Annotated in this window: 25 protein-coding genes and 1 tRNA gene; 17 read left to right on the top strand and 9 right to left on the bottom strand. The window is 65.4% G+C overall.

Annotation, left to right across the window (positions count from 1 at the left end; genetic code table 11):
• Positions 1–11: 11 nt before the first annotated feature.
• Positions 12–818, bottom strand: a complete 807-nt coding sequence (locus RBH77_RS00250) for an undecaprenyl-diphosphate phosphatase (protein ID WP_311030120.1) — start codon at positions 816–818, stop codon at positions 12–14.
• 169 nt (positions 819–987) lie between these two features.
• Here RBH77_RS00250 and RBH77_RS00245 point away from each other — a divergent pair, with 169 nt between their 5' ends.
• The 12 genes from RBH77_RS00245 (at position 988) to RBH77_RS00190 (ending at position 12,187) form a co-directional block, all read left to right on the top strand.
• The gene (locus RBH77_RS00245; RefSeq protein WP_311030119.1) at positions 988–1,680 is read left to right on the top strand and encodes a glutathione S-transferase family protein; all 693 of its coding nucleotides are present in this window, start codon (positions 988–990) and stop codon (positions 1,678–1,680) included.
• A complete protein-coding gene (gene queG / locus RBH77_RS00240) occupies positions 1,661–2,839 on the top strand; it encodes a tRNA epoxyqueuosine(34) reductase QueG (protein ID WP_311030118.1) in 1,179 nt (392 codons plus the stop codon). Before RBH77_RS00245 ends, queG begins: the two co-directional genes overlap by 20 nt.
• Entirely contained in the window at positions 2,836–3,723 is an 888-nt protein-coding gene (locus RBH77_RS00235; protein ID WP_311030117.1) for an SDR family oxidoreductase, read from the top strand. Before queG ends, RBH77_RS00235 begins: the two co-directional genes overlap by 4 nt.
• Before the next feature lie 183 nt (positions 3,724–3,906).
• Positions 3,907–4,431, top strand: coding sequence for a DUF992 domain-containing protein (locus RBH77_RS00230; protein WP_311030116.1), 525 nt, complete (start codon positions 3,907–3,909; stop codon positions 4,429–4,431).
• A gap of 128 nt (positions 4,432–4,559) precedes the next feature.
• Positions 4,560–5,573 (top strand): penicillin-insensitive murein endopeptidase, encoded by a 1,014-nt coding sequence (gene mepA, locus RBH77_RS00225; protein ID WP_371832819.1) that lies wholly within the window; start codon positions 4,560–4,562, stop codon positions 5,571–5,573.
• Between the two features lie 186 nt (positions 5,574–5,759).
• The gene (locus RBH77_RS00220) at positions 5,760–6,788 is read left to right on the top strand and encodes a glucokinase (RefSeq protein WP_311030115.1); all 1,029 of its coding nucleotides are present in this window, start codon (positions 5,760–5,762) and stop codon (positions 6,786–6,788) included.
• 132 nt (positions 6,789–6,920) lie between these two features.
• A complete protein-coding gene (locus RBH77_RS00215) occupies positions 6,921–8,789 on the top strand; it encodes an ABC transporter ATP-binding protein (protein ID WP_311032689.1) in 1,869 nt (622 codons plus the stop codon).
• A complete protein-coding gene (gene dapB, locus RBH77_RS00210) occupies positions 8,789–9,607 on the top strand; it encodes a 4-hydroxy-tetrahydrodipicolinate reductase (protein ID WP_311030114.1) in 819 nt (272 codons plus the stop codon). Before RBH77_RS00215 ends, dapB begins: the two co-directional genes overlap by 1 nt.
• A gap of 27 nt (positions 9,608–9,634) precedes the next feature.
• Positions 9,635–10,255 (top strand): 2,3-bisphosphoglycerate-dependent phosphoglycerate mutase, encoded by a 621-nt coding sequence (locus RBH77_RS00205; RefSeq protein ID WP_311030113.1) that lies wholly within the window; start codon positions 9,635–9,637, stop codon positions 10,253–10,255.
• Between the two features lie 115 nt (positions 10,256–10,370).
• Positions 10,371–10,455: transfer RNA gene (locus tag RBH77_RS00200), tRNA-Leu, on the top strand.
• Between the two features lie 138 nt (positions 10,456–10,593).
• Positions 10,594–10,749, top strand: a complete 156-nt coding sequence (locus tag RBH77_RS00195; RefSeq protein ID WP_311030112.1) for a hypothetical protein — start codon at positions 10,594–10,596, stop codon at positions 10,747–10,749.
• A gap of 28 nt (positions 10,750–10,777) precedes the next feature.
• Positions 10,778–12,187, top strand: coding sequence for an amidase (locus RBH77_RS00190; protein WP_311030111.1), 1,410 nt, complete (start codon positions 10,778–10,780; stop codon positions 12,185–12,187).
• A 16-nt stretch (positions 12,188–12,203) separates the two neighbouring features.
• On the opposite strand, the gene RBH77_RS00185 is transcribed toward RBH77_RS00190, so the two are convergent.
• The 5 genes from RBH77_RS00185 to RBH77_RS00165 form a co-directional block, all read right to left on the bottom strand.
• Positions 12,204–12,983, bottom strand: coding sequence for a branched-chain amino acid ABC transporter ATP-binding protein (locus RBH77_RS00185; RefSeq protein ID WP_311030110.1), 780 nt, complete (start codon positions 12,981–12,983; stop codon positions 12,204–12,206).
• A gap of 8 nt (positions 12,984–12,991) precedes the next feature.
• Positions 12,992–13,732, bottom strand: a complete 741-nt coding sequence (locus RBH77_RS00180) for an ABC transporter ATP-binding protein (RefSeq protein ID WP_311030109.1) — start codon at positions 13,730–13,732, stop codon at positions 12,992–12,994.
• Complete coding sequence (locus tag RBH77_RS00175; RefSeq protein ID WP_311030108.1) at positions 13,722–14,708, bottom strand: branched-chain amino acid ABC transporter permease; 987 nt, start codon at positions 14,706–14,708, stop codon at positions 13,722–13,724. Before RBH77_RS00175 ends, RBH77_RS00180 begins: the two co-directional genes overlap by 11 nt.
• Positions 14,709–14,719: 11 nt before the next feature.
• Positions 14,720–15,619 carry a branched-chain amino acid ABC transporter permease gene (locus RBH77_RS00170; protein WP_311030107.1) on the bottom strand — a complete coding sequence of 300 codons (900 nt, stop codon included), beginning with the start codon at positions 15,617–15,619 and terminating at the stop codon, positions 14,720–14,722.
• A 97-nt stretch (positions 15,620–15,716) separates the two neighbouring features.
• Positions 15,717–16,940, bottom strand: a complete 1,224-nt coding sequence (locus tag RBH77_RS00165) for an ABC transporter substrate-binding protein (protein ID WP_311030106.1) — start codon at positions 16,938–16,940, stop codon at positions 15,717–15,719.
• A 108-nt stretch (positions 16,941–17,048) separates the two neighbouring features.
• On the opposite strand from RBH77_RS00165, the gene RBH77_RS00160 reads away from it, so the two are divergent.
• The 5 genes from RBH77_RS00160 (at position 17,049) to RBH77_RS00140 (ending at position 22,050) form a co-directional block, all read left to right on the top strand.
• Entirely contained in the window at positions 17,049–17,912 is an 864-nt protein-coding gene (locus tag RBH77_RS00160; protein ID WP_311030105.1) for a MurR/RpiR family transcriptional regulator, read from the top strand.
• Between the two features lie 9 nt (positions 17,913–17,921).
• Positions 17,922–19,250 (top strand): aspartate aminotransferase family protein, encoded by a 1,329-nt coding sequence (locus RBH77_RS00155; protein ID WP_311030104.1) that lies wholly within the window; start codon positions 17,922–17,924, stop codon positions 19,248–19,250.
• Between the two features lie 295 nt (positions 19,251–19,545).
• Positions 19,546–19,986, top strand: coding sequence for a nucleoside diphosphate kinase regulator (rnk, locus tag RBH77_RS00150; RefSeq protein ID WP_311030103.1), 441 nt, complete (start codon positions 19,546–19,548; stop codon positions 19,984–19,986).
• A gap of 147 nt (positions 19,987–20,133) precedes the next feature.
• Positions 20,134–20,676: a GreA/GreB family elongation factor gene (locus tag RBH77_RS00145; RefSeq protein WP_311030102.1), complete on the top strand. Its 543-nt coding sequence runs from the start codon at positions 20,134–20,136 to the stop codon at positions 20,674–20,676.
• 117 nt (positions 20,677–20,793) lie between these two features.
• Positions 20,794–22,050, top strand: a complete 1,257-nt coding sequence (locus tag RBH77_RS00140; RefSeq protein ID WP_311030101.1) for a D-amino acid dehydrogenase — start codon at positions 20,794–20,796, stop codon at positions 22,048–22,050.
• Positions 22,051–22,071: 21 nt separating this feature from the next.
• Here RBH77_RS00140 and RBH77_RS00135 read toward each other — a convergent pair whose 3' ends face one another.
• The 3 genes from RBH77_RS00135 to RBH77_RS00125 form a co-directional block, all read right to left on the bottom strand.
• Positions 22,072–23,121: an XdhC family protein gene (locus RBH77_RS00135; protein WP_311030100.1), complete on the bottom strand. Its 1,050-nt coding sequence runs from the start codon at positions 23,119–23,121 to the stop codon at positions 22,072–22,074.
• Positions 23,122–23,133: 12 nt separating this feature from the next.
• On the bottom strand, positions 23,134–23,544 hold the full coding sequence (locus tag RBH77_RS00130) for a DUF488 domain-containing protein (RefSeq protein WP_311030099.1): 411 nt from the start codon (positions 23,542–23,544) through the stop codon (positions 23,134–23,136).
• Positions 23,545–23,793: 249 nt separating this feature from the next.
• Entirely contained in the window at positions 23,794–24,375 is a 582-nt protein-coding gene (locus tag RBH77_RS00125; RefSeq protein ID WP_311030098.1) for a Tim44/TimA family putative adaptor protein, read from the bottom strand.
• Between the last annotated feature and the right edge of the window lie 28 nt (positions 24,376–24,403).

Genomic DNA, 24,403 nt, shown 5'->3' with positions numbered 1-24,403 from the left:
GGCCGCGCCGATCAGCCCCAGATCGCCAGCGCCGCCAGCCCGAGACCGCCGACCACCAGCCGCCACCAGCCGAACAGCGCGTAACCGCGCTTCGACACATAGTCGAGCAGCGTGTGCACGACGATCAGCGCCACGATGAAGGCCGCGACGAAGCCGACCGCGATGATCGGCACATCGCTTGCGCTCAGTACGTTCCGGTTGGCGTAAAGATCGTAGACGAAGGCGCCGACCATGGTCGGCATGGCCAGGAAGAAGGAGAATTCGGCGGCGGTGCGCTTGTCGGTGCCGAGCAGCATGGCGCCGACGATCGTCGCGCCGGAGCGCGACGTTCCCGGGATCAGCGACAGGCACTGGAATACGCCGATGCCGAGATAGACCAGCCACGGCATGATTTCGACGTCGTGATAGCGTGCCTTGATAGGCATGCGGTCGACCACCAGCAGAACGATGCCGCCGAGGACCAGCATGATGCAGATGAGGCGCGGCGATTCGAACAGAACCGTTTCGATAAAATCGTGCAGGAGCACGCCGAGAAAGGCGGCTGGCAGAAAGGCGAGAATTATGCCGACCACGAAATGCTGGGTGATCCGGTCACGCGGCAGGTCGATCAGCATCTGCCATAGCTTGCGGAAATAGACGCTGAGAATGGCGAGGATCGCGCCGAGCTGGATCAGGATCTCGAACGCTTTGCCTGTGGATTTGAAGCCCATGAAATGGCCGGCAAGCAGGAGATGCCCGGTCGAGGAGACGGGAATGAACTCCGTCAGTCCCTCCAATATGCCGAGGAAGAGCGCTTGCAGGATCGTCTGGTGTTCCATGAAGGTCTCCGGTGCGGAGTGGGGGGACTGCGAGGCGGTTGCTTGTCACGGTGGCCAACCGGCCCTATAGGTCGGAGGCGCTGAACCGGCCCGAATCGCCCGGAGAATCAGGCCGCCGAGATTTATCGGCCCTTGTCGTCAAAAGCCATAGAGTACGTTTCAATCCGTCATGCTGACGCTTTTCCACCATCCGATGTTTGCCACCTGCCGCTTCATACGGCTCTGCTTTGCCGAGTATGGCGAGGAATTGGCGCTGATTGAGGAAAAACCATGGCTGCGGCGCAAGGAATTCCTCTCGCTCAACCCGGCCGGCAGCCTGCCGGTGCTTCTTGCCGAGGGCGATGTGCCCATTGTCGGCGCGGGCGTGATTGCTGAATATGTGGATGAAACGCGCGGTGTACTGAAGCGCGACAAGAGGCTTTTCGCCGAGGACCCGATGGAGCGCGCGGAGATAAGGCGTCTCTGCGACTGGTATCTCGATAAGATGGAGAGCGAGGTGACGCGGCATCTCGTGCGCGAGCGCGTGCTGAAGCCGTTCATGCCGAGTTCCCAGGGCGGCGGCTCGCCCGATTCGGCCGCGATCCGCGCGGCGCGCTCCAATGTGCGCCAGCATCTGAAATACACCAACTGGCTTGCCGGCACGCGCGACTGGCTGGGCGGCGGCCGTATCACCTATGCCGATCTGGCGGCCGCGGCCGCGCTCTCCGTGCTCGACTATCTGGGCGAGGTGAACTGGGGGGATTTCCCGGCCGCCAAGGACTGGTATTCGCGGGTGAAATCGCGGCCGTCTTTCCGCCCGCTGCTGACCGACAGGGTGCGCGGCCTTTCGCCGGTGTCCTCCTATGCCGACCTCGATTTCTGAAGAGCAGTGCGAGCGCAAATCCCGCCCCGACAGGCTGCGCGCTTTCGTGATCGAAGAGGCCCTGAGCGCAGGCTTCGACATCTGCCGTTTCACCCGGCCGGACGCGACCGGCCCCACTGCGGAACGCCTCGCCCGGTTCATCGCCGAGGGTTTTCACGGCACGATGGGGTGGATGGAGGAAACCGCGGAGCGGCGTGCCGAACCTGGCCATCTGTGGCCGGAGGTGCGCTCAATCGTCATGCTCGGCATGAATTATGGCCCCGACCGCGACCCGCTGGAAATCCTTGCCCGGCGGGATCGCGGCGCGATCTCCGTCTATGCGCAGAACCGCGACTATCACGACGTGGTCAAGGGCAAACTCAAGATCGTCGCCGGCAAGCTGGCGGCCAGAAGCGGCGCCGATGTCAAGGTATTCGTCGATACCGCGCCCGTCATGGAAAAGCCGCTCGCGGCGGCCGCCGGCCTCGGCTGGCAGGGAAAGCACACCAGCCTGGTCAGCCGCGAATTCGGCTCCTGGCTTTTCCTCGGCTCGATCTTCACCACCACCGAATTCGAGCCGGACGAGCCGGAGACGGACCATTGCGGCTCCTGCCATGCCTGCCTCGATATCTGCCCGACAAGCGCGTTTCCCGCGCCCTACCGGCTCGATGCGCGGCGCTGCATCTCCTACCTGACGATCGAGCACAAGGAGCCGATCCCGCGCGAATTCCGCGCCGCCATGGGCAACCGCATCTATGGCTGCGACGACTGCCTCGCCGTCTGTCCCTGGAACAAATTCGCCCGGTCGGCGGCGGAGGCGAAGTTTTCCGCACGCGAGGAACTGCGCGCGCCGAGCCTCGGCGATCTACTGGCATTGGACGACACGGCATTCCGCGCGCTCTTCTCCGGCTCACCGGTGAAGCGGATCGGCCGCGACCGCTTCGTGCGCAACGTACTGATTGCCGCCGGCAACAGCGGCAAGCCGGCGCTTGCGAGGCGATGCGGGGAACTTCTGGCGGACGCATCGCCGCTTGTCAGGGGCGCAGCGGTCTGGGCGCTGTCACGGCTGATGGGGCTGGAGGACTTCGCAAAGCTTGCACGGAAGCATTTGCAACAGGAAACGGACGCTTCGGTACTTGACGAGTGGCGGATAGCTCTCGATGAAAGGCTTTCCGCATGAAGAAGCGTATCTTCCTGCTCGGAGCCGGCTATTCGGCGCGGGCCTACGCTCGCCGACAGCGAGGGCAGGCCGAGGCGATCTCCGGCACAACGCGCTCGCCCGAAAAGTTCGATGCATTGCGCGAGGACGGTATCGAGCCGCTGATTTTCGATGGCACGGTCAGTTCCGAAATGGCAGATACGCTGAAGCGGACGACGCATCTCGTGCTTTCCGCCGCGCCGGAAGCCGGCGCGGGAGACGAAAGCCATGACCCGCTCCTGCCGCATGTCGATGGTAGGCTCCGGCAGGCCATGCCCGATCTGCGCTGGATTTCTTACCTTTCGACGGTCGGCGTCTATGGCGACCATGGCGGCGCATGGGTCGACGAGGGGAGCGAATGCCGACCGGTCTCCCGGCGCTCCGTCGAGCGGCTGGAGGCGGAAAAGGCGTGGCAAAGGGCAGCCGAAAGGGAAGGCCTGCCGCTCGCGGTGCTGCGGCTGGCCGGCATCTACGGACCGGGCCGCAATGCCCTTGCGAGCCTCGCGGCCGGCACCGCCCGGCGCATCGTCAAGCCCGGCCAGATCTTCAATCGTATCCATGTCGAGGACATTACCGGTGCCCTGTCGCTGCTGGCGGAGAGGGAAATGGGCGGCGTCTTCAATCTCGCCGACGGGGAGCCTTCGCCGGCGGAGGATGTCGTTACCTTCGCGGCGGAACTGATGGGCGTCGAGCCGCCGCCGGAAATCCCCTTCGATCGGGCGGAGATGACGCCGATGGCGCGCTCCTTCTACGGCGAGAACAAGCGTGTCTCCAATGCGAGGATCAAGGAGGCGGGATATGCCTTCGCCTGGCCCGATTACCGCACCGCGCTGACGCGCATGTGGGCGGAAGACGATTGGCGCTGAACGGTCAATCCGTTCTTCGCCAAAATTGCCAGACTGCCGCACCTTGGAACAAGAAGAGGGCCTTCGCCGTTCAATCCTGCAAGGGCGGGTGTAGGCGCGGTCTTGTTGTGCCTATGCACCATTCCCCCCGTCCGGGCCATGGGGACGGTCATCGGATTTACACATCGCTTGAGGAGCAAGATCATGAAAAAGATTCTTTCGGCGGCCTCGTTGGTTTTGGGGTCGCTTGCCGCCGTTTCGGTTGCGGCCGCGGCCGACCTTTCCACCTATCGCGAAGCAAATGTCTACCACGAGCCGGACGCGCGCGGCGGCGTGCGCATCGGCTATCTCGCCTGCGATATCGGCGGCGGCGTCGGCTATCTCCTCGGCTCCGCCAAGGAAGTCGACTGCGTTTTCCATTCGAATAGCGGCCGCCGCGATCGCTACACCGGCACGATCCGCAAGCTTGGCGTCGATGTCGGCTTCACGAAGCGCGGCCGCCTCGTATGGGCGGTCTTCGCGCCGACGGCGGGCTATCATCACGGCTCGCTTGGCGGCCTTTATAAAGGCGCGACCGTGGAGGCGACGGTCGGCGCGGGCGTTGGCGCCAATGTGCTTGTCGGCGGCACCTCCGGTTCCGTCCATCTGCAAACGATCAGCGTGCAGGGCCAGCTCGGCCTGAACGCGGCGGCGACCGGAACGTCGATGACGCTGAATTCGGCCGGTTGACGCCAATAAGCCGTAGCTGCGCGCGTGCCGTGGCCGTGCTATGATTCGGCCGCGGCATAGATTAGCGCTTCGTTAATCATGACCCGCCACGCTTGATCCTTCCGCGAGCAGGACAAAGGAGACGGGTCATGCCTTCCCTGGCTGCGCTAGCGCGCAATCTGACCGCCGCGGCGCTGTGTGCCGCCGCCCTGGTTTCGGCCAGGCCGGCAATGGCCGACGACCCGCTGGCGAAGCTCGCCTTCGGCGCGGAGAAGCTGCCCGCGGCCGGGCCTGCGCAATCCATCGGCTTTTATTCGAAGGGCTGTTTCGAGGGCGGCGTCGGGCTGCCGCTCGATGGAGCCCATTGGGAGGTGATGCGGCCGTCACGAAACCGGCGCTGGGGCCACCCGACGCTCATCAAGGTGCTCGAAAGGCTGGCACAAGACGGGACCAAGGTCGGATGGAACGGCCTCCTCGTCGGCGACATCTCGCAGCCGCGCGGCGGCCCGATGACGACCGGGCATGCCTCGCACCAGATCGGGCTCGATGCCGATATCTGGTTCATGCCGATGCCGAAGGGCGGCCTGACCCTGCACCAGCGTGAAACGATGAGCGCCGTCTCCGTGCTCAAGCCGCATTCTCTCTATGTCGACGATAGCCGTTGGACGCCCGCTTATGAGGGTATCCTGAAGATGGCGGCGAGCGAGCCCGAGGTGGAGCGGGTGCTGGTGCATCCGGGCGTCAAGAAGAAACTCTGCGACACGGTGAAAGGCGACCGGAGCTGGCTCAGCAAGATCCGTCCCTTCTGGGGCCATGACGACCATTTCCATGTCCGCATCGGTTGCCAGTCGGGCTCGCCGCTTTGCAAGGAGCAATGGCAGCCTAGCAAGGAGGGCTGTGACAAGTCGCTCGCCTGGTGGTTCACCGAGGAGCCGTGGCGGCCGGCAAAGAACCCGAAGCCGAAGGCGCGCGACATCATGCGGCTGTCCGCCTTGCCGAGCGCATGCATGAGCGTGCTCGCGGCGCCCGCCGCCGCCTCGACGGCCGTGGCGGTGTCGGAGCCTGCCGGGGGCGACGATGCGGTACCGGTCAGCGCATATGCGCCGACGCCGCCTGCTTCTATCGTGCCGTTGCCCGAGCCGCGCCCGAAACGGGGAAAATAGCCGCCGCGTCCCACCGTCGAGTGAATCCTGTTCGTCCCGCTGGATGACACTTTCCTTGCGTGATCGGTGCTTCTATACGTTTCAACCGATTTAGCGCGCCGCAGGGCGTTGAACCTTCGCCATCATTGACCCATTAGGTAAGCGCGCCGAGGCGGGTAACGCAGTATCGCAGGAAACAGACCGACCATGCAGCCAACCGACAGCGACGACGGCGTCCTGAAATTTCCGATCCTGATCGGGGATATAGGCGGGACGAATGCGCGCTTCGCTATCCTGCTCGACAGCTACGCCGAGCCCAAGGAATTCCCGACCGTCCAGACGGCGGATTTCCCCAATATCGACGACGCGATCCAGTCGGCGATCCTCGACCACACGTCGATCCAGCCGCGCTCGGCGGTCCTGGCGGTTGCCGGACCTGTCGAAAGCGACGAGATCGAACTCACCAATTGCAACTGGGTCGTTCGTCCGAAGGCGATGGCCTCCGGGCTCGGGCTCGAGGATATCGTCGTGCTCAACGACTTCGAGGCGCAGGCGCTGTCGGTCGTGGCGCTCGGCGAGGACCAGATGGAAAAGATCGGCGGCGGCGTCTCCGAGGAAGGCGCCAGCCGCGTCATCCTGGGGCCGGGCACGGGGCTCGGCGTCGCGGGTCTCATCCACGCCTGTCACCGCTGGATTCCCGTTCCGGGCGAGGGCGGCCATATGGACATCGGCCCGCGCACGCCGCGCGATTTCGAGGTCTTTCCGCATCTTGAGAAGATCGAGGGGCGGATTTCGGGCGAACAGCTTCTCTGCGGGCGGGGTCTCGTCAACATCTACCGCGCCATCGCCAAGGCCGATGCCAGGGAGCCGGCGCTGGCCACCCCCGCAGAAATCACCGCCGCCGGGCTGGAAAAGTCCGATCCGACCGCCGCCGAGGCGCTTTCCATGTTCGTCACCTGCCTCGGCCGCACGGCGGGCGATCTGGCGCTGGTCTTCATGAGCCGCGGCGGCGTCTATCTCACCGGCGGCATCGCCCAGAAGATCGTGCCGGCGCTGAAGAACGGCGCCTTCCGCGCCGCCTTCGAGGACAAGGCCCCGCATACGGAACTGCTGCGGGCCATGCCGACCTATGTCATCACCAACCCCCGTGGCGCCGTATCGGGCCTTGCGGCCTATGCGCGCACGCCGGCCCGCTTCGGCGTGTCAACGCATGGCCGGCGCTGGAAATCCGGTTAACTCGGAAGGCGATTTCCGCCCGCCGCATTGCGGAAATCTCGACGGCGTCATAGGCAAGGCGCGGCAATGGCGTTATTGGGAGCGTTATTGGGGGCGCCGTTGGGAGCCAGCCAAATTCGGAAGGAACCGCACCTGGCAAAGGCTGCGAAAAGACGGAAGCATCCGCCGGCCGCCCCGGGCGAGATCATCGCCGTCGTCCGTCGCATCCTGGCGGAGAACGGCCGCGACTATGTCGGCACCTATGCGGTGACCATCGTTTGCCTGCTCGCCGTGGCGGGCTCGACGGCGTTCAGCGCGTGGATCATGCGCGACGTCATCGACAAGGTCTTCTACAAGCAGCGCTACGATCTCCTGGTGCTGATCTGCGGCAGCATCGTGCTCGCCTTCGCCATACGCGGGGTCGCGAGCTACATGCAGGCCGTGCTGCTTGCCAAGATCGGCAACAATCTCGTCGCCCGCTACCAGCAGCGTATGTTCGACCATCTGATGCGGCTCGGCGTGAGCTATTTCACGGCGACGCGCTCCGGTCAGCTTGCGGCGCGCATCAACCAGAATGTGGCGGGCGTACGCGACCTGCTCAGCCTGACGCTGACCTCGGTGGCTCGTGACGCGGTCTCGGTCGTCGGGCTCGTCGCCGTCATGGTGTTCCAGGACCCGATGCTTTCGGCTATCGCGCTTCTCATCGCGCCACCGCTGATCTTCACGATCAACTATCTCATGCGGCGGCTGCGGCACGTGACCCGGGAGGCTGTGGAATACAATTCCCGCCTCATCGGCGCGATGCAGGAGGCGACGCAGGGTGTTGCCATCGTCAAGGCCTTCACCATGGAGGAGCAACTCTCCGCGAAGCTCGGCATCCTCATCGACGAGGCCGAGAAGCGCGCGAACAAGATCGCGCGCGTTTCGGAGCGCATGTCTCCCATTTCCGAGGTGCTGGCCGGCTTCGCCATCGCCGGCGTCATCGGCTATGCCGGCTACCGTGCCGCCTATCAAGGCGTGCCGCCGGGATCGGTCTTCGCCTTCATCACGGCGCTGCTGCTTGCCTACGATCCCGCGCGGCGGTTGGCGAAGGTGCAGGTGGGTCTTGAAAAGGCCCTCGTCAACGCCCGCATGATCTACGAGATCCTGGATGTCGAACCGCACCAGCGCGACATGGACGGTGCTCCCGACGTCAAGGTGACAGCCGCGGAGGTCCGGTTCCGCGACGTCACCTTCTCCTACGACGAAAAGATGCCGGTCCTGCGCAATGTTGCCTTCACCGCGGCTTCGGGCGAGACGACGGCGCTGGTCGGCGCGTCGGGCGCGGGCAAGTCGACGCTCGTCGCGCTCCTCGAGCGCTTCTACGACCTCGATTCCGGTGCCATCGAAATCGACGGGCAGGACATCTCCAGGGTGACCAAACGGTCGCTCCGTCGCTCGCTCGCCTACGTCTCGCAACAGCCCTATCTGTTCGAGGGCACGATCCGGGACAATATCCGCTACGGACGGCCCGATGCCACCGATGCCGAGGTGGAGGAGGCGGCAAGGCTCGCGAACGCCGACGAATTCATCCGCCAGCAGGCGCAGGGTTATGAAACGCTGGTCGGCGAAAACGGCGTGACGCTTTCCGGCGGGCAGCGGCAGCGCGTCTCGATCGCCCGCGCCATCGTGCGTAACGCACCCATTCTGGTTCTGGACGAAGCCACCTCCGCCCTCGACAACGAATCCGAGTTGCGCGTCCAGCAGGCGCTCGTGACCGTCATGAAGGGGCGCACGACAATCGTCATCGCGCACCGGCTTTCAACCGTCGTCGACGCCGACAAGATCGTTGTCCTGGAAGAAGGGCGCGTTGTCGAGCAGGGCTCGCACCGCGCGCTCCTGGCAAAACCCGACGGCGTCTACGCACGCTTCTATCGGGCGCCGAGTGAAAAGGGCCTCGAACTTGTCGACGATGTTGGCCCGGACGACGATCGGTCCGGGCGGTCCGAACCGCAGACGAAAATTGCCGGGGGAACGCATTGATGAGCGATATGGGGTTGGTGGTCGTCGGCGCGGCGGGGCGCATGGGGCAGACGCTGATCCGCACGGTGCAGGCGATGGACGGCGCCCGTGTCGCCGGCGCGATCGAGAGGGCAGGGTCGCCCTTTCTCGGCAGGGATGCCGGTGAAATTGCCGGCGTCGGGCCGCTCGGCGTGCCGGTCACCGACGATCCGCTGCCGGCCTTCGCCAAGGCCGATGGCGTGCTCGACTTCAGCGTGCCGGCCGCAAGCGTGGAGTTCGCCGGCTATGCGGCGCAGGCGCGCATCGTCCACGTCATCGGCACGACGGGATGCAGCGTCGATGACGATGCGAAGATCGCCGCCGCCGCCCGTCACGCGACCATCGTGAAGTCGGGCAATATGAGCCTCGGCGTCAATCTTCTGGCGGTTCTGGTGCGCGAGGCGGCGGCGGCGCTCGGCGCCGACGATTTCGACATAGAGGTGCTTGAGATGCATCACCGCAACAAGGTGGATGCGCCATCCGGCACGGCCTTGTTGCTCGGCGAAGCGGCGGCCGAGGGCCGCGAGATCGCGCTTGCCGAGAAAAGCGTGCGCGTGCGCGACGGCCACACCGGCGCGCGCGAAACCGGCACGATCGGTTTCGCCTCGCTGCGCGGCGGCTCGGTCGTCGGCGAGCACTCCGTCATCCTCGCGGGCACGGGCGAGCGCGTCGTGCTTTCGCATCAGGCTGAAGACCGGGGCATCTTCGCCCGTGGAGCGGTCAAGGCCGCACTTTGGGCCCGCGGCAGGAAACCCGGCCTCTACTCCATGCTCGACGTGCTCGGCCTCTCCGGGCAATAAATCGACCTGAATCGGAAGGATCGAAACATGCAGCGCACCCTTGTGCTCGTCCGCCACGGCCAGAGCGAATGGAACTTGAAGAACCTGTTCACCGGCTGGCGCGACGTCGGGCTGACCGACAAGGGGCGCGAGGAAGCGCGCGCCGCCGGCGGGATGCTGAAAGCGCGCGGGCTCAAATTCGATATCGCCTTCACCTCGGCGCTTACGAGGGCGCAGAAGACCTGCGAGATCATCCTCGACGTGCTCGGCCAGGGCGGATTGCGCACGGTCCGCGACCAGGCGCTCAACGAGCGCGACTATGGCGACCTCTCCGGCCTCAACAAGGACGATGCGCGTAAGAAATGGGGCGAGGAGCAGGTCCATATCTGGCGGCGCTCCTACGACGTGCAGCCTCCCGCCGGCGAAAGCCTGCGCGATACCGGCGCGCGGGTCTGGCCTTATTACCTTCACGAGATGCAGCCTTACGTGCTGGGCGGTAAGACCATGCTCGTCGCCGCGCACGGCAATTCGCTGCGTGCGCTGATCATGGCGCTCGACGGTCTGTCGCCCGACGAAGTGGTCAAGCTGGAACTTGGCACCGGCGTGCCGATCGTCTACCAGCTCAACGCCGATTCGAGCGTGGCTTCCAAGGAAGTGCTCGAAGGATAGGCGCGCCGAGCGCGCCGGCGGGCGGAACGGCGCGGATGTGGCGGCAGGGGCCCTTCTTCGGCGATTAAACACGTTGACAGGCACAGCCGGCCCGCTTACATCGGCGGCGCACCTTGCCCAGGTGGCGGAATTGGTAGACGCGCACGGTTCAGGTCCGTGTGCCGCGAGGCGTGGAGGTTCGAGTCCTCTCCTGGGCACCATCCCTTTGATTCACCTTTTGATTCTGTTGCTTTTTCGACCTTTCCGCATCCATTTTCAGTCAGCTTTTTTCGAATGGAATAGTTAGGCGGTTGCTTCCGGAAAATGCCGCCACTATGTGGCTGGAGAAAGGATCTGGTATGCCCCGTACCCCCAACTACAATTTCGAACGCAAGGAGCGTGACCGCATCAAGGCGGCCAAGAAAGCTGAGAAGCTGGCAGCCAAGGCGGCGAAGAGGCCCCCTGATCAGGCGGAGGCGCCAACCGAGCCGGACGCCTCTTCCGAAAAACAATGAAAAACAACGCACAGAAACTGCCCGCTGCATGACCGTCGAAACGGAATCGGCTTTCGCCACCATCGGTGAACTGGCGCATGCGCTGGAGGAAGGCCGCACGACGTCGTCGGCCATCGTTCGCCGGTCACTCGATCGCATCGAGGCCCATCCGTCGCTGAACGCCTTCGTGATGACTTTTCCCGAAAGCGCCATCGCCGCTGCCGAAGCCGCCGACGAACGCCGGCGACAGGGTAGGGCGCTGGGGCGGCTCGACGGCATCCCCTTCGCGGCGAAGGATCTGCTCGACGTCGAGGGCTACAGGACCATGGCCGGCTCGAAGGCGCTCGCCGCCGGGCCCGCTACCGCCACGGCCTCGGTGCTCCGGCGGCTGACCGATGCCGGCATGATCCTGCTCGGCAAGGTGCAGACGGTCGAATTCGCCTTCGGAAGCTGGGGCACCAATCCGGTCACCGGCACGCCGCTCAACCCCTATGACCGCGCCGTGCCGCGCGCGCCGGGCGGTTCGTCGAGCGGATCGGGCGTCGCGGTCGCGGCCGGTCTCGTGCCGATGGCGCTCGGCACCGATACGACCGGCTCGATCCGCAACCCGTCCGGCATGTGCGGCGTGGTGGGCTTGAAGACCACCGCCGGCCTCGTCGGGCGCGGCGGCCTCCTGCCGCTCGCCACCACTTTCGACAGCATCGGGCCGCTGGCGCGCTCCGTCGAGGACGCCGCGCTCGTGCTGGCCGCCATCGAGGGCGAAGATGCCGCCGATCCCGCCACCTATGGTCTCGCGCTTACACGGGCGCTCGAAGGGCTCGATCGTGGCGTCGCCGGCCTGCGCTTCCGCATCCCGGACGCGACCGATCTCTCTTCCGTGATGCCGGGCGTACTGGAGCGGTTCCGCGCCGCGATCGCCGATCTCGAGGCGCTCGGCGCTTCCATCGAGGAAAGGCCGATGCCGGAGCCGCCGGAGACCTACATGGTTCACGCCGGCGACATCCTCGCCGCGGAGGCCTGGCATCATCTCGGCCGTCATATCGAGAAGCCCGACAGCGTGGTGGATCCCGCGATCCGTGCGCGGGTGGTGAAGGGCAAGGAGATCGACGGCGCGCGGTACCAGGAACTGATCGCGATGCGTCGAGCGCGCCAGATCGAGTTCATGCGCTATATGGAGGGCGCCGACGCCTTCCTGACGCCGACATCGCCGATCACCGCCCCGGCGCTTGCCGATCTCGATGAATCGAAGACGACGCTCGGTACGTTCAGCCGGATGGTCAATCTGATGGACATGGCGGCGCTCAGCGTTCCCGTCGGACTTGTCGAGGGCCTGCCGTCCGGGTTGCAGATCGTCGTGCGCCGCTTCCAGGACCCGCTTGCTCTTCGCATCGGTCGCGCGCTGGAAGTCAGGCGCGGCGGATCGCTGTTCGAGGCGCCCGAAGGCTTTTCACAGCCGTGAATACGGCGCGGCGCCCTCACTCGCCGCTTGCGTAGAGCCAGCGCGCCACCAGCGCGTCGGTGTCGCTGCCGAAATCCTCGCGCGCGCCCTCCGAGAACACGGCGCCGTTCTTGACCACATAGACATAGTCGGTGATGGCGAGCGCGGCGCGGATGTCCTGGTCGACCAGGAGCACGGCCTTGCCGAGATCGCGCGCCAGATCGCGCACGATCTCGTAGATGATCTCGCTGGTCTGCGGGTCGACGCCGGCGGTCGGCTCGTCGATCAGGTAGACGGACGGGTCCGTCATCAGGCTGCGCGCGATCTCGACCTGGCGCTGCTGGCCGCCCGAAAGCTCACCCGCCGGCTGCGAGCGTTTCTCGCGCACGACGGGGAAACGCTCATAGGCGCGTTCCAGTTTCTCGGTGAGAACGGCCTTCCTCGGCCTTGCGTGCCAGAGCCCGAGTTTCAGATTGGATTCGACCGTGAGGTAGGGGAAAAGGCTCGGCCGTTGCGGCAGATAGGCAAGCCCGGCGCCCAGCATCTTGAAGGGCGGCTGGCCGGTGATGTCCTCGCCGTCGAGCGCGACACGGCCGCTGCTTGGCTTGAGGAAACCGAAGAGCGCTTTCAAGAGGGTGGACTTGCCGGTGCCGTTCGGTCCGACGACGCAGGAGATGCGTCCCGCCCAGGCTTTGGCCGAGAGGTTGCGCAGGATGTTGATGTCGCGCGTATAGCCGGCCACGAGGTTCTCGCAGGCAAGCAGCGGCTCGGCAGCGGTCCAGTGCCCGGATTGCGATGCGGAAGCGGTCTCGGCCATCATACCCCTCAATGTACCCGCGTTCCGGTATAGGCGCGCACCACCTCCGGGTCCTGCAGCACCTCGGCCGCGGCCCCGTCCGCGATCTTGCGGCCGCGCGCCATCACCATCACGCGCGTCACGACGGACTTGACGGCCTCCAGATTGTGGTCCACCAGCACGATCGTATAGCCGTCGCGGTTGAGCGTTCGGATGTGATCCGCGATCTGTTCGAGAAGGCGCGGATGCACGCCCGCGAAAGGCTCGTCGAGCAGGAGCAGCCGGGGCTTCAGCATCAGCGCGCGGCCGAGTTCCAGGAGCTTCTGCTGACCGCCCGAGAGGGAACGCGCATAGTCGTGGGTGAGGTGATCGAGCCTCAGGAACGTCAGCACCTCGCGCGCCCGCTCCTCGGCGGGGCCGTGCCGTGCCGTCGCTTCGGAAAGCGCCGGCACCATCATATTCTCCAGCACCGTCATGCGGCGGAAGAGCCGCGGCACCTGGAAGGTGCGGGCGACGCCGCGACGGGCGTAGAGATGAGCGGGAGAGCGGGCCATGTCGGCGCCCTCCACGTTGATCGCCCCCTCGTCGGGCTTGAGCGCACCGGTGACCATGTTGATCGTCGTGGTCTTGCCCGATCCATTCGGCCCGATCAGCCCGACGATCTCGCCGCGCGAGAGCGTGAAGGAAAGGCCCTGGACGGCGTGGACACCGCCGAAATGCTTGGCGAGCCCTTCGACTGCGAAGAAGGGGGCGGTTTCCTCAGCCGACATGGCTTTCCTCCTTCGCCGCTGCGACCGGTTCGGATGCGCCTTGGACCGTCGTCCGCCGCCGGCCCCATTGCTCGATGATGGGGAAAAGGCCGTTCTGGGCGAAGCGCTGCACGAGGATCAGCGCCAGCCCCATCAGGACGAAGCGCCATTCGCCGTATGAGCGCAGCGTCTCCGAAAGGAGGTAGGCGACGACGGCGCCGATGACCGCGCCCGGCAGGCTCTCGATGCCGCCGATGACCGCCATGGCGATGACCAGGCCCATTTCCGGCAGGATCGCCATGTTGGGCGTCAGGATGCCGATGAAGTGGCCGTAATAGATGCCGGCGATCGCCGCGATGACGCTGGTGATGATGAAGACCAGGATCTTGTAGCGCGTCGTGTTGACGCCGCTGGCGCGCGCCGCGCCCTCGTCCTCGCGGATGGCGCGCAGGAAGAGGCCGACGCGCGTCTTGAGCAGTCCGTTCATGCCGAGGACGGCGAGCACGACCAGCCCGAGACCGAGATAGTAATATGGGAGGTCGGAGCGGCCGGGAAACAGGCTCGGCACCGGCAGGCCGAGCATGCCGCGCGTGAAATCCTCCTCCGCGATGAGCACCATGCGGAAGATTTCCGAGATGGCGAGGGTGAAGAGCGCGAGGTACGGGCCCGACAGCCGCAGCACCAGCGCGCCGATCAGCGCGCCGGTCACGATGGCGAGCAGGACGCCGGCGAGCATCGCCGCCGGCAGCGGCAGGCCGAAGCGCGCGACGCACAGAGCCGACGTGTAGCCGCCGAGCGCGGCGAAGGCCACATGGGCGAAGGAGAACTGGCCGGCGAAGCCTGCGAGCAGCGCCCAGCTCGCCGCGAGCAGGGCGTAGTACCAGGCGATCGCCCCGACATGCGTCCAATAGGGGCCGATGCCGAGAAGGGGCAGCAGCAGCGCGACGATGAGCAGGATCGCTTGCGTGACCCGCGAGAAAAGTGAAGAGCGCGTCATCAAGGGCGGCCCTACTCGAGTCTCAGATGCGAGCGGCCGAACAGGCCGGTCGGCCTCACCAGGAGCGTGATGACCAGGAGAAGCGCGCCGAACGCCTGCGTATAGGCGAGCGCCCGGTTGGGATCGGGCAGGTAGCCGACGCCGAGGCTCTCGACGAGGCCGAGCAATATGCCGCCCGCGATGCTGCCGCCGACCGAGCCCATGCCGCCCAGGACGATGATGATGAAGGCCTGCACCGCCGGCAGGTCGCCCATCGAGGGCGACAGCGCGAAGATCGGCGCGATCAGCGCTCCGGCGCCACCGGCGAGCGCTGAGCCCAGCCCGAACGCGACGGTATACATGCGCTTGGGGTCGATGCCGATGACGGCGGCCGATTCGCGGCTCTGGCTGACCGCGTCGAGCGCCTGGCCGAGCGCCGTGCGCTTGAGGAAGACGGTGAGGCCGACGAGCAGGAGGACCGCCACGACCGCTGCGATCAGCCGGTCATAAGGCAGGATCAGCGGCCCGAGTATCAGCACGCCACTCATGAAGGGCGGCGGCGATTTGGCGAACGGGCCGAAGACGACGAGGCCGAGATTGGAGAGCAGGATGGTCAGTCCGAAAGTGACGATGATGGCGTATTCGTCCTTGCGCTCCACCTTGTCGGTGTACATCGGCGCGATCACCAGCCGCTCGAAGATGACGCCGAAGACGAACAGCGCCACCATGGCGCCGGCCACGCCGACGAGCGGCGGCAGATGCAGCGCGGTGATAATGTAATAGGAAGCGTAGCCGCCCAGCATGTAGAGCGCGCCGTGGCCGAAATTGACCACCTTCAGCACCGAGAAGACCAGCGTCAGCCCGGCCGCCGTCAATGCGTAGATGAGGCCGATGACGAGGCCGTTGACGGCCAGCAGGAGAAAATAGCTCATGGGCGCGGATCGCCTGTTTCGCGGGATGGGCGCATGAAGTGCCGGCGGCCGCCGGGTCTGGACTCAAGTCTGGACCTTTGGGCCGCCGGCCTTGCGATTACTTCTCAGGCAGGATCTTGTCGGTCGTCGCCCATTTCTTCGGATAGACGACGGCCGCATCCCCCGGTGCCTGGTTCATCTCGGTATACTGGATGATGGTGAAGGGCACGTCGACGAACTGGTGATAGGCCCAGTCCGGCGTCTTCGTCGTCGGGAAGCTGTAGGTGGCGTTGGTGCCTTCGTAATTGATCTCCTCCAGCGCCTTGACGATCGCGGCGCGATCGGCCGAGCCGGCCTTCTTGATCGCGGCGACGACGACGCCGAACGTGTCGTAGGCTTCCATCGCCACGCCAGTCGGCGCGCGCTTGTAGCGTTCGGTGAACGCCTTGGCGAAGGCCTTGGCCTTGTCGTTCCACTGCGAGGTCGGCTGGGCAACGTTGACGATCAGGAGGTTCTTGGCGCATTCGCCGTCGACTTCCCAGACCTCTTTCTGCAGGAGGCCGGACGAGCCGATCAGCGCGGTCGCGGCCGTCGGCGCGAAGCCGAGCTGGCAGGCCTGCTTGACGAGCTGGTATTGCGCCTGGCCGGCGACCACCATCTGGATGGCGTCCGGCTTCGGGCTCTGGTTCATGAGCCTCAGAAGCGCCGGTGTGAAATCCTGCTGGTTCAGGTCGATGGTGACCAGAGTATGCGGAACCTTCTTGGCCTCCAGTTCGTCGGCGATGACCTTGGCGCCGCCCTGGCCGAAATCGGTGTTCTCGGCGATGATGGCGATGTTCTTGAAGTGCTCCGCGGACCAGTCGGCCGCCTTGACGTAGACCAGCGAATTGGCCGGCGCGAGGCGGTAGACCTCCGGATATTGCTTGGCGGTGATGGCGTCGGACCACACGTCGGTGCCGACCCAGGCGACGCCGTATTTATGCGCTTCCTCGATCTCGGCCAGCGCCACCGAGGAATGGAACTCGCCGAAGATGGCGGCGACGTTGTCCTTGGTGATGAGCCGGACTGCCGCGGCGCTGCCTTCCGCCGGCTGGCCCTTGGTGTCCTCGTAGGTGACGTTGATCTGGCGGCCGAGCACGCCGCCTGCCTTGTTCACCTCGTCGACGCCGAGTTGCACGGCCCATTGCATCTCCTGGCCGCCGGAATAGTTGCCGGGCGGCGACAGCGGCCCGACCCAGCCGAGCGCGATGGGGTCCTCGGCCTGAGCCGAGCCGGCCGCGAACGGCAGGGCCGCGAGCGCCAGCGCGGCGGCGCCGAGACAGCGTTCAAATATGCGTTTCATGCGAGTGTTCTCCCTGTTTACTCACTCTTATGAATGAAACACTACACTCATTTTTATGGATTTGAAATATCCATTGCAGTGCGAAAATCACAGGCGTAGTTTCACCCCATGTTGGAACCTGCCTTCCGCTCGCGTCTGCTGGAAGCTTACGAGGCGATGCCGCGCCAGCTTCGCGCGGCTGCGCAATGGGTGCTCGACAACCCGCGCGACGTGGCGCTTCTTTCCATGCGCGAACAGGCCAAGCGCGCCGGCGTGACGCCGGCTTCCATGACGCGGCTGGCGCAGCGTATGGGCTTCGACGGCTATGAGGGCCTGCGCGATCTCTATGCCGAGCGGCTAAGGCGCGGCGAGACGGAATTCTCCGGAAAGGCCGAGGCACTGGTCGCGCGCCGCCGGCAGGACGGCGACGGCGCGCTCGCCTTCGACCTCGCCGAGACGCTCGAACGGCATATGGCCGCGCTTTGCCGGCCGGCCGCGCTCGACGCGGTGACGGATGCCGCGGCGGTCCTTGCCGGCTCGAGGCGCGTCCATGTACTCGGCTACCGGTCGAGCTATCCGGTGGCGTGTCATTTCGCCTATGTATATGGCCTGGCGGGCGGGAGCGTACGCCTGCTCGACGGCCCCGGCGGGACGGGGCCGGACGCGCTGCGGGAAGCTTCCGGAGAGGACGCACTCCTTGCCGTCAGTGTGAAACCCTATACGCGCGCCGCCGTCGAACTGGCGGACTATGCGGTGACGATGGGGCTTGCCGTCGTAACGATCACCGACAGCGTGGTGTCGCCGCTTGTCGCGAGGGCGCGCGCCGCGATCATCGTTCCCACCGAAAGCCCATCCTTTTTCCATACCATGGCGCCGGCCTTCGCGGCCGCCGAGGCGTTGGCAGCCATCCTCGCGGCGACCGCCGGCGAGCGCGCACTCGACGCCGTGCGCGCCATGGAACGCCAGTTCGAGAGCCTTTCCACTCACATCTGAGACCGCATCATGACCCACCTTCTTCACAGATCCATCCAGGCCAAACTGCCCGTTGCCGTCGGAGGCAGGGGCATCGAACTCTTCGACAGTAAGGGCCATGCCTATATCGACGCGTCAGGCGGGGCGGCCGTCTCCTGCCTGGGCCACGGTCATCCCGACGTGCTCAAGGCACTCCACGCCCAACTCGACAAGATCGCCTATGCCCATACGAGCTTCTTCACCACCGACGTGGCCGAGGAGCTTGCGGATCGTCTCATCGCCGATGCGCCGGAAGGCATCGGACATGTCTATCTGGTCAGCGGCGGCTCGGAAGCGATCGAAGCCGCGCTGAAGATGGCGCGACAGTATTTCGTCGAGAAGGGCGAGCCGCAGCGGCGCCACATCATCGCGCGCCGGCAGAGCTATCATGGCAATACGCTGGGTGCTCTTGCTGCAGGTGGTAACGAATGGCGGCGCAGCCAGTTCAAGCCGCTCCTGATCGAGACGCATCATATCGATCCCTGCTTCGCCTATCATTTCCAGCGTCCGGGCGAGACGGATGCCGACTACGCCGCGCGTGCCGCGCAGGCGCTGGAGGACAAGATCCTGGAACTTGGCTCCGACGAGGTCATTGCCTTCGTCGCCGAGACCGTTGTCGGCGCCACGGCCGGCGCGGTGCCGCCGGTCGCCGATTACCTGAAACGCGTCCGCGCGATCTGCGACCGCTACGGCGTGCTCCTCATTCTCGACGAGGTGATGTGCGGCATGGGGCGGACGGGCACACTGCATGCCTGCCAGCAGGACGGCGTCGCGCCGGACCTGATGACGATCGCCAAAGGGCTCGGCGGCGGCTACCAGCCGATCGGGGCGGTTCTGCTCTCGGAGAAAATCTTCGACGCGTTCGCCAACGGCTCCGGCTTTTTCCAGCACGGCCATACCTATATGGGGCATCCGATGGCGGCTGCCGCCGGGCTTGCCGTGCAGGAGGTCATCCGCCGCGACAATCTTCTCGAGAATGTGCGCTCCATGGGCGCGCACCTGTCGCGCCGGCTGAACGAACGCTTCGGCAACCATCACCATGTCGGCGACATACGCGGACGCGGCCTGTTCCAGGCCATCGAACTGGTCGCCGACCGCGGCTCGAAGGAACCGTTCAACCCGGCGCTGAAGCTTCACGCGCGGATCAAGCGGGAAGCGATGGCGCGCGGCCTTATGGTCTATCCGATGGGCGGCACGATCGACGGCCGGCGCGGCGACCATGTGCTGATCGCGCCGCCTTTCATCGTGACCGAGAGCGACGTCGATACGATTGTCAACCGCCTTGGCGATGCGGTCGACGCCGCGATAGACAGCGCTTGAGACGCCGCCCGGCCAAGAGTGACCCGGTCGCACGGCTTGACATTCCGGCTGATTGTCCCCAACTGTCGGGTATGTACAAAGCCGAGCACCTTATCGTCAGCTATTACAGGGTGTGTCCGATCGCGGGACACTGACCCCCGGCTTGGTGCGTCGCGCCCCGGCCGCGGGGGCACAGGCAGGCTCCCCGCCTTGCGGGATGATGCAAGGCCGATAACGCGACATTCAATCCAGAAATGAACATTATGCCCGCGGCGCGGAATGTGTCGGCGGCTCAAGAGAGTGAGGAGGTCCAGGAATGGCTCCCCAGACGAATAAGCGGCGCAAGCCGTCCATCGCCATTACCCGTTCGGACCACGAGCGGTTGTCGCGCCTTGCCGAGTCCGTCTCGTCGCGCAACCCCGAGCTTGCGGACGAACTCTTCGCCGAATTGGACCGGGCGCGCGTAGTTGCCGACAAGGCGCTTGCGCCGGGCGTGGTCCGCATGGGCTCTACCCTTCGCTTCTCGACGGATGCCGAGAGCCGCACGGTGACGCTGGTGTTCCCCGGTGAAGCGGATATCGCCGAAGGCAAGATCTCAATCCTGACCCCGATCGGCGCGGCGCTAATCGGCCTTTCCGCCGGACAGTCCATCGATTGGACGGCCCGCGACGGCCGTACGCATCGGCTCACCGTCGAGGACGTGAAAGCGCCCGGTGCCGCACCGGAGCGGACGAGCGAACTGTCCGCCGCATCGTGAGCGTCATGCGTCCTCCTTCCCGCCTCTCGCTCTTCGGAGGCTGCCTCATCGCAGGATCCTAGCCCCTGCGCCGCTTGCTTGCGGCCAGGGGAATCTCCGCCTTGTCCCAACATGCGCGCACCCCGAACGGGGCGAAGGAGAACCGCGATGTCGCCAGATGCCTGTATCCTCACCACCAAGGACCTCACGATCCTCGAAATCATGCTCGACCGCTGCCTCGGCCGCGACGACCCGCTGGCGCCTGTCCTGCGCAGGAAGATGGCGTCGGCGACGATCGTGTTCCGCGACGACGTTCCAGCCGATGTCGCGACCCTCAACAGCCGGGTCACCTTCAGCGTCGACGGGCGCGAGACCGACACGCGGGTGATCTCGCACGAATCGTCGGGATCTTCCGTCGGCCTTTTCCTTCCGGTGACTTCGGCGCGTGGGCTGGCGCTGATCGGCATGTCGGAAGGGCAGACGGCGCGCCTTGTCCGCCGCGACGGCACCGAGGAGACGATCGTTCTGGAAAAGGTGCCCTACCAGCCCGAGGCCGACCGACGGGAAAAGGAAAAGAAGGCAAGCGGGCAGGTGTCGGCCGAGCGGCGTCCTGCGCTCCGGTTGATCCGCGGAGCCTATTACGGCGAGCCGCGCCCCGTTGCCGGCGGGACGGGCGGTGGCTGCGACGATCCGGGCCCATCGGCGGCCTGAGCGGCTCGGCGCCCGGCAGGGCGACGCCTGCGACGGTAGTGCGCGAACCGGGTGCTGTTTTCTTCCCACGGCTTGTCGTATGACCTCGGCAAGTCTTGGGGCACAGGAGAGTGGAGAATGAAGGTTCTGGTCCTCGGCGGCGGGGTCATCGGGGTGACGACGGCCTATTACCTTGCCCGTTCCGGTCACGAGGTGGAGGTCGTGGAACGCCGCGACGGGCCGGGGGAAGAGACGAGCTTCGCCAATGCCGGGCAGGTCTCGCCCGGCTATTCCTCGCCCTGGGCCGGACCCGGCGTGCCGCTGAAGGCCGTGAAATGGCTGACCATGCAGTACGGGCCGCTCGTGATCCGCCCCAAGCTCGATCCCGCCATGTGGCTGTGGATGCTCAAAATGCTGCGCAACTGCACCTCGGCGCGATACGCGGTGAACAAGGCGCGCATGGTGCCGATCGCCGAGTACAGCCGCGACTGCCTGCGGGCGCTGCGGGAAGAGACGGGCATCGCCTATGACGACCGTGCCCGCGGCACGCTGCAACTCTTCCGCACGCAGAAGCAGCTTGACGGTGTCGGCCAGGATATAGACGTGCTGAGCGAATTCGGTGTCGCCTATGAGGTGCTCGACCGCAAGGGCTGCATCGGCGCCGAGCCGGCCCTTGCCCATGCCAGGGCCGATTTCGTCGGCGGCCTCAGGCTTCCCGGCGACGAGACCGGCGATTGCCGGCTTTTCACCATCCGGCTGGCAAAGATGGCGGAAGAACTCGGCGTCCACTTTTCCTACGGTACCGAGTTCAAGGGGATCGTCACGAAGGGGCGTGCCGTGGGCGAGGTGATGACCTCGCGCGGGTCGCGCGTGGCCGACGCCTATGTCATGGCGCTGGGCAGCTATTCCCCGGCCGCGGTCAGGCCGCTCGGCCTCAAGGTCCCGGTCTTTCCGGTCAAGGGCTATTCCATCACCGTGCCGCTTGCCGACGACGCCATGGCGCCGGTCTCGACCATCATGGACGAAACCTACAAGACGGCCATCACCCGGCTGGGCGACAGGATTCGGGTCGGCGGCACCGCCGAACTGACCGGCTTCGACCTGACACTGAGACAGCCGAGGCGGGAAGCGCTGGAACATTCCTTCACGGATATGTTCCCGCATGGCGGCGATACGACGAAGGCCACGTTCTGGTGCGGTCTGCGCCCGATGACGCCGGACGGCCCGCCGCTCGTCGGCGCGACCGGCATCGAGCGTCTCTATCTGAACACCGGCCACGGCACGCTCGGCTGGACGATGTCCTGCGGGTCGGCAAGCGTCCTTGCCGATGTCATCGGCGGAAAGACACCGCCGGTCGATATGAGCGCGCTCAGCCTGTCGCGTTATGCGGCCTGAGCACGGAACGTCCCCGCAGCTTTAGTGCCAGTCGCTTCGGCCCGGTGCGCCGGCGGGGCAGTCGGCAAGCGAGGTGACGGTCTCCATCAGTTTGCCAGGGGTCGGCTCCCGTGCGTCCGGATCGACGAGCAGGCTCGGGCCGATCGTCCTTGCCTCTTCCTGCACGATTTCGGCGAGGATCGAAATGGCGATGTCGGTGGCGCCCTTCGTTCCCGAAAGAACGCCGGCAGGGCTCCTGATCCGGCCGATCGCAGATGCAGTAACGCCGTCCGCCTTTAGGCGTTCGATACGCAATTGATGCGTCCTGACGCTTCCCATCGCGCCGATATAGAACGCGTCGGACTTCAGGATGCGCGGCAAAAGGCCGGTTTCCCATTCATGGTCGTGGAAAGCGAGCACGACGGCAGTCCTGGCGTCGATCTCGAACCCGGCCCCGTCGCCGCTAAGATGGATCGGCAGCGTCTTGATACCCGAATCGCTGATCGCGCCGAGCGTGGCCTCATCCGGCGCCGCCGCCAGCACGTCGAAGCCGCTGGTCCTGGCGAGCCTAGCAAGTTGCACCGTCACCGGGCCAATACCCGCGACCGCGAGCCGTCGCCTCGGCAGATAGCGCCGCAGGAAGGGGCCAACAGAAGTGCCCGTACCGTGCGACTGGACGGGATCGGGGATGGCAAGCGTCGCCTCCTTGCGCTGGCGCAGGAGCCCATCCACCCGTGCGAGTTCCTCGATGGTGACGCCGATATCCATGACGAGTTCGATGGCGCTGCCGCACGGCAACTGGATATCCAGATAGGGCGAACCCCTACCGTAGCGCACCCTGCGCGGCTTGCCTTTTGCGAACGCGTTGCACACTTCCGCCGCCACCGCACGTTCGATGCAGCCTCCGGAGAGATAGCCGACCCATTGCCCGGTTTCGGTGACCGCCATCTGCGCGCCGGGACGCCAGGGCGAGGAACCGTCGACCTCGACCAGCGTGACGATGGCGGTGCGTACGCCGTTGCGCATGTTTTCGAGTGCGAAATCGAGCACGTAATCGTCGAAGATTTCCCAATGGCCTTCGCTGTTCTTCATCTTCCCGGCCTTTCATTCGTTGCCTGTATCGCGCTGCTTCTCCCGTTCGAGCAGGACTTCACGCAGCACGACCGCATTATTGTGTTCCTCGTCGGCTGCGCCGTAGAGCAGCGTGAGGGTCCCCGAGCGCGCGATGGCGGCGAGCGCATCCAGTTCGCTGTCTTTTTCCTTCAGTTCCGCCCGATAACGCTCCTGGAATTCGGCCCAACGCTCACTCTTATGCTGGAACCATTTGCGCAGATCGTCGCTCGGCGCGACGCCCTTCTCCCAGCCATCGAGCCGGGCATGTTCCTTCGACATGCCGCGCGGCCACAGCCGATCGATCAGGATGCGGTGGCCGTCCTCACTACCAGCGGTCTCGTAAATCCGCTTGATCCGTATGCGCTCGGCCGGATCTCCCGGTACGCTGTGCTTCGTCGTCATGACCCGCCTGCCACGATCCAGTCGCGATCTCTTCTCAACCGACAGATATGATCGACGCCGCTCATCGGCAAATGCACAACCTCCGCTGCGAGGTTCGGGCGGCTTCCACGATGTGCCGCATATCTACCGAGATCCCGCACGAAGCCGCCGAGACAGGATACCTGTCCGGTTTGAACAGGGACAAACGAAATTAACCTCTAGGTTGATGCAGTAAAATTGCACCAAAGCACCATTCCCAAAGCTTGCCGATCACTCCGAATCCGTCGCCGCAAGCGTCCATACGGGACTGTTCGACGAATGCTCCCTCCGAAATGTCCAGATATCGATCGCCCGAAGGAGCGTGGTTGCAGTCGTATCCCCCTCGGCGGCCTCTCTTCCTTCGGAAAGGAAAAGTTCGGATTCGAACCTCACCCGGATCGCGGCCTCCAGTTCATCGAATTCCGTATCGACGATCTTGCATGTTTCGAGCGCCACGAATTCCAGCGTCATTGTCTCACCGGCTGAAACGCGTCGCGCCGTCTCTGCCGAGAAGGCCTCGAAGACCTCCGCGTCCAGGAGGCCCGCCAGTTTCTCCATGTCGCCGGCTGCATAGCGCGTGAGAATGAATTCGTAGGCGGCACCGGCCTGCTGGAGGAACAGCGGCGCGTCGAAAGCCTGCTCCGCCGGCGAGCGAATCTCGGCAAGCGCCTTCGACGTGTTGGCCGTCGGCTTGGCGGAAGTGTCCCCGCTGTTGCGCCTGTGCAGTTCCTGGAACACCAGCAGATAGGCCCAGCCTATGGCCACCGCTATCGCGGGCCACAGACTGATGCCGGTCTCGGATGTTCCATCCATGCGATCACATCCTGTCTTGGCGGTATCC

Origin of the sequence: Mesorhizobium koreense (assembly GCF_031656215.1) — a bacterium.
GTDB classification, from domain to species: domain Bacteria; phylum Pseudomonadota; class Alphaproteobacteria; order Rhizobiales; family Rhizobiaceae; genus Mesorhizobium_L; species Mesorhizobium_L koreense.
The sequence above is the reverse complement of the archived record's forward strand: the minus strand, read 5'-3'. Positions and strand labels throughout refer to the sequence as shown.

What these genes read in the sequence shown, in the direction of transcription:
- RBH77_RS00250 (WP_311030120.1), bottom strand. Translation starts at nt 818, where the DNA reads ATGGAACACCAGACGATCCTGCAAGCGCTCTTCCTCGGCATATTGGAG.
- RBH77_RS00245 (WP_311030119.1), top strand. Translation starts at nt 988, where the DNA reads ATGCTGACGCTTTTCCACCATCCGATGTTTGCCACCTGCCGCTTCATA.
- queG (WP_311030118.1), top strand. Translation starts at nt 1,661, where the DNA reads ATGCCGACCTCGATTTCTGAAGAGCAGTGCGAGCGCAAATCCCGCCCC.
- RBH77_RS00235 (WP_311030117.1), top strand. Translation starts at nt 2,836, where the DNA reads ATGAAGAAGCGTATCTTCCTGCTCGGAGCCGGCTATTCGGCGCGGGCC.
- RBH77_RS00230 (WP_311030116.1), top strand. Translation starts at nt 3,907, where the DNA reads ATGAAAAAGATTCTTTCGGCGGCCTCGTTGGTTTTGGGGTCGCTTGCC.
- mepA (WP_371832819.1), top strand. Translation starts at nt 4,560, where the DNA reads ATGCCTTCCCTGGCTGCGCTAGCGCGCAATCTGACCGCCGCGGCGCTG.
- RBH77_RS00220 (WP_311030115.1), top strand. Translation starts at nt 5,760, where the DNA reads ATGCAGCCAACCGACAGCGACGACGGCGTCCTGAAATTTCCGATCCTG.
- dapB (WP_311030114.1), top strand. Translation starts at nt 8,789, where the DNA reads ATGAGCGATATGGGGTTGGTGGTCGTCGGCGCGGCGGGGCGCATGGGG.
- RBH77_RS00205 (WP_311030113.1), top strand. Translation starts at nt 9,635, where the DNA reads ATGCAGCGCACCCTTGTGCTCGTCCGCCACGGCCAGAGCGAATGGAAC.
- RBH77_RS00195 (WP_311030112.1), top strand. Translation starts at nt 10,594, where the DNA reads ATGCCCCGTACCCCCAACTACAATTTCGAACGCAAGGAGCGTGACCGC.
- RBH77_RS00190 (WP_311030111.1), top strand. Translation starts at nt 10,778, where the DNA reads ATGACCGTCGAAACGGAATCGGCTTTCGCCACCATCGGTGAACTGGCG.
- RBH77_RS00185 (WP_311030110.1), bottom strand. Translation starts at nt 12,983, where the DNA reads ATGGCCGAGACCGCTTCCGCATCGCAATCCGGGCACTGGACCGCTGCC.
- RBH77_RS00180 (WP_311030109.1), bottom strand. Translation starts at nt 13,732, where the DNA reads ATGTCGGCTGAGGAAACCGCCCCCTTCTTCGCAGTCGAAGGGCTCGCC.
- RBH77_RS00175 (WP_311030108.1), bottom strand. Translation starts at nt 14,708, where the DNA reads ATGACGCGCTCTTCACTTTTCTCGCGGGTCACGCAAGCGATCCTGCTC.
- RBH77_RS00170 (WP_311030107.1), bottom strand. Translation starts at nt 15,619, where the DNA reads ATGAGCTATTTTCTCCTGCTGGCCGTCAACGGCCTCGTCATCGGCCTC.
- RBH77_RS00165 (WP_311030106.1), bottom strand. Translation starts at nt 16,940, where the DNA reads ATGAAACGCATATTTGAACGCTGTCTCGGCGCCGCCGCGCTGGCGCTC.
- RBH77_RS00160 (WP_311030105.1), top strand. Translation starts at nt 17,049, where the DNA reads ATGTTGGAACCTGCCTTCCGCTCGCGTCTGCTGGAAGCTTACGAGGCG.
- RBH77_RS00155 (WP_311030104.1), top strand. Translation starts at nt 17,922, where the DNA reads ATGACCCACCTTCTTCACAGATCCATCCAGGCCAAACTGCCCGTTGCC.
- rnk (WP_311030103.1), top strand. Translation starts at nt 19,546, where the DNA reads ATGGCTCCCCAGACGAATAAGCGGCGCAAGCCGTCCATCGCCATTACC.
- RBH77_RS00145 (WP_311030102.1), top strand. Translation starts at nt 20,134, where the DNA reads ATGTCGCCAGATGCCTGTATCCTCACCACCAAGGACCTCACGATCCTC.
- RBH77_RS00140 (WP_311030101.1), top strand. Translation starts at nt 20,794, where the DNA reads ATGAAGGTTCTGGTCCTCGGCGGCGGGGTCATCGGGGTGACGACGGCC.
- RBH77_RS00135 (WP_311030100.1), bottom strand. Translation starts at nt 23,121, where the DNA reads ATGAAGAACAGCGAAGGCCATTGGGAAATCTTCGACGATTACGTGCTC.
- RBH77_RS00130 (WP_311030099.1), bottom strand. Translation starts at nt 23,544, where the DNA reads ATGACGACGAAGCACAGCGTACCGGGAGATCCGGCCGAGCGCATACGG.
- RBH77_RS00125 (WP_311030098.1), bottom strand. Translation starts at nt 24,375, where the DNA reads ATGGATGGAACATCCGAGACCGGCATCAGTCTGTGGCCCGCGATAGCG.